We start from the raw sequence: 2,589 nt of genomic DNA on the forward strand, positions 1-2,589 counted from the left end.
TTCTCCAGCCCACAACCTGGCACTCCCAAGGTCCCCACCCATAACCACACCAACGACCGACCTGCCCACCCGTCACAGCAAGGACCGTTGCAGTACTAGGGCGTTTCTTTCGGATCATCTAATCGTTGGTCTGGCTGTGTCGTTGACGGACGCGCAGTGGGCGCGGATCGAGCCGTTGCTGCCGGACCGGACGCCCAAGCGGGGTGGTCGGTGGCGTGATCACCGTGAGGTGATCGACGCGATCGCCTGGAAGTTCCAGACCGGGTCACAGTGGGTCCATCTGCCGGAGAAGTACGGCTCGTGGAAGGGCGCTTACACGCGGCTGCGGAACTGGACGATCGACGGTACCTGGGAATGCGTCTTCACCGCTCTGCTCGCCCAGGCCGACGCGGATGAGGACCTGGAGTGGGTGGTCGCGGTCGACTCGACCATCGTGCGCGCGCACCAGCACGCGGCCGGGGCCCGCAAAAAGGGGCCCCGGCCGGCGAACCAGCCGATCATGCCCTCGGGCGGTCCCGCGGCGGGCTGACGACCAAGATCCACCTGGTCGCCGACGGCCGCTGCCGCCCTCTGTGCTTCGTCCTCACGCCCGGACAGGCCGGTGACGCTCCCGCCTTCGAGCAGGTCATGGTCAAGGTCCGGGTGCCACGGCCCGTCGGAAGACCCCGCATCAGGCTGGATGTGGTCCTGGCCGACAAGACATCCCACGCGGATAAGCGTCAAGCCGTCGCTGTACTTAGCCCGCGCCCAGACTGTTGGGGCGCGAGCCAGCCTCGTCTTGTCAACAGGGCTCTCAGGCCCGGGCATACTCAAAGGCTCGGCTCGCGCCCGAGAACGACAGCTACCGCCGACGTTCGCTTCCCATTAGGCGCACTCGTCCCGTGCCATCCGCGAACACCTGCGACAACGCGGAATCCGGGCAGTGATCCCCGTCCCCGCCGATCAGCAGGCACACCGCAGGCGACGCGGCAGCCACGGCGGCCGGCCACCCGCCTTCGACCGCGAGGCCTGCAAGCAACGCAACACCGCTGCATCAACCGCCTCAAGCAATGGCGCGGCATCGCCACCCGCTACGACAAGACCGCCACCGTCTACCTGGCCGCCCTGTACATCGCGGGCATCTTCATCTGGACCGCCACGTGATCCAGTGGACCGCCACGTGATCCAGATGAAGCGTCCTACCTCTCTACAAGGGTAATTGTTTGCCTGACGATCTCATCTGAGATTTGTGCTTCTACGGCGGCGGGCCCGGGGCGCCACCGGACCCACCAAAACTGTCGCCCCTCCACCGTGGCGCGCACGCGGGCTTTCCAGGCGTGGGGGCGGCTGTCACAGAAGAACCTATTGGAGTCTGCTCGTCCTTGGAGGCCCATAGTGAATTCGCCGAATTGGACCCCCTGACGGAGCTGGACGCGGACGATCTGGGACCACTGGGCCGGGGTGCGGTCGCATGACGCCGTGCCGGATACCTCCGCAAAAATGTTCCTAGCGAATCCTTGGTCGTGCAGGGGGGCGGTGGGGTTGATGGTGACCGTCTCGGCTGCATAGGCGGTGTCGGCCGTGGCCAGCGGGACCATGATGGCTCCGGCCAGGGTCAGCAGGCCCATGGCGGCCCGGGAAATGCGCCGCCGGAAAGCGGCAGCCGGGATGTAGGGCTGGTGCGCTGCGTCATGATGCTGGGAGCGACCGACGGCGGGCATCTGATTGCGCTGCACGAGCCTGCGGGGGGAACGGGTGTGGTTCATGGAGCAGGGACCTCCACCGTGAGCGGATGCGGTGTACCCACCACCCCGCACGCCAGAGCCTGCCACGGGCCTTCCGGTGCAGAGGCAGGTGCGTGCGCTTGTGCTTCCGGAACAAGACCCTTACCGCAAGCATGCCGATGCGAGGCCGGGCGAAGCCTGTGGTGAGGGGTGTGGCGCGCGAGTGGGTACCTGAACGTCTGCAATATGCTCAGGTAATCCGGCCGTTACGCCGCATCGGCCGCTCGCACATCAGATCAGGCTCGGGCCAGGAGGCTGCGGCCCCATTCCCGACTCCGGGCGACATTGGCATATTCGGGTGAGCGCGGACGATGGTCGAGTCGACCGCGATGACCCAGTCCAGGCCGTCCTCGGCGTCGGCCCCGGCGAGCAGCGCGGTGAACACCTGCTCCCGCGTGCCGTCGATCGCCCACTTCCGCAGCCGGTGGTGAACGCCTTTCCACAAGCCGAACCGCTCGGGTAGATCCGTCCCCGGTGTCCCGGTGCGGTACTTGAACGCGAGCGCCTCGATCACCTGTCGGTGACCCCGCCACTGCCCGCCCCGGTGTCCGGTCCGGCAGCAGCGGCTCGATCCGCGCCCACTGGGCATCGGTCGACGACACACCCGGACCAACGATCCGATGATCTGAAAGAAACGCCCTAGATGTGTTGTCCCGGGACGTTGGTGACACGCGTGCTGGGTGCTTGAACAGGTGAGGGCCTTCTGGGTTCGGTGTGGATTGCGACGTCTACACCCGACCGCAGGAGGCCCTCGTGTCCCACCGTAATGCCCCGCTGACACCGACGGGGCGACTCCGTCTGGCCCGGTGCGTCGTGGACGACCACT

1 protein-coding gene and 2 pseudogenes are annotated in these 2,589 nt (G+C 66.7%); 2 read left to right on the plus strand and 1 reads right to left on the minus strand.

Translation table 11 applies throughout. The annotated features are described in order from the left end of the window. Nucleotides 1-121: 121 nt before the first annotated feature. Together ABZ951_RS33735 and ABZ951_RS33740 are read left to right on the plus strand one after the other, a co-directional pair. Nucleotides 122-699 (plus strand): annotated as a pseudogene (locus tag ABZ951_RS33735) (IS5 family transposase); the annotation flags it as partial. Nucleotides 700-868: 169 nt separating this feature from the next. Further along, nucleotides 869-1,143: pseudogene (locus ABZ951_RS33740) on the plus strand (transposase); the annotation flags it as partial. A gap of 810 nt (nucleotides 1,144-1,953) precedes the next feature. On the opposite strand, the gene ABZ951_RS33745 reads toward ABZ951_RS33740, so the two are convergent. Continuing rightward, entirely contained in the window at nucleotides 1,954-2,352 is a 399-nt protein-coding gene (locus ABZ951_RS33745; RefSeq protein WP_344098194.1) for a transposase, read from the minus strand. Nucleotides 2,353-2,589 lie beyond the last annotated feature (237 nt).

The organism is Streptomyces sp. NPDC046215 (assembly GCF_040646215.1).
GTDB lineage: Bacteria > Actinomycetota > Actinomycetes > Streptomycetales > Streptomycetaceae > Streptomyces > Streptomyces stramineus.

What these genes read in the sequence shown, in the direction of transcription:
- ABZ951_RS33745 (WP_344098194.1), bottom strand. Translation starts at nt 2,352, where the DNA reads ATGCCCAGTGGGCGCGGATCGAGCCGCTGCTGCCGGACCGGACACCGG.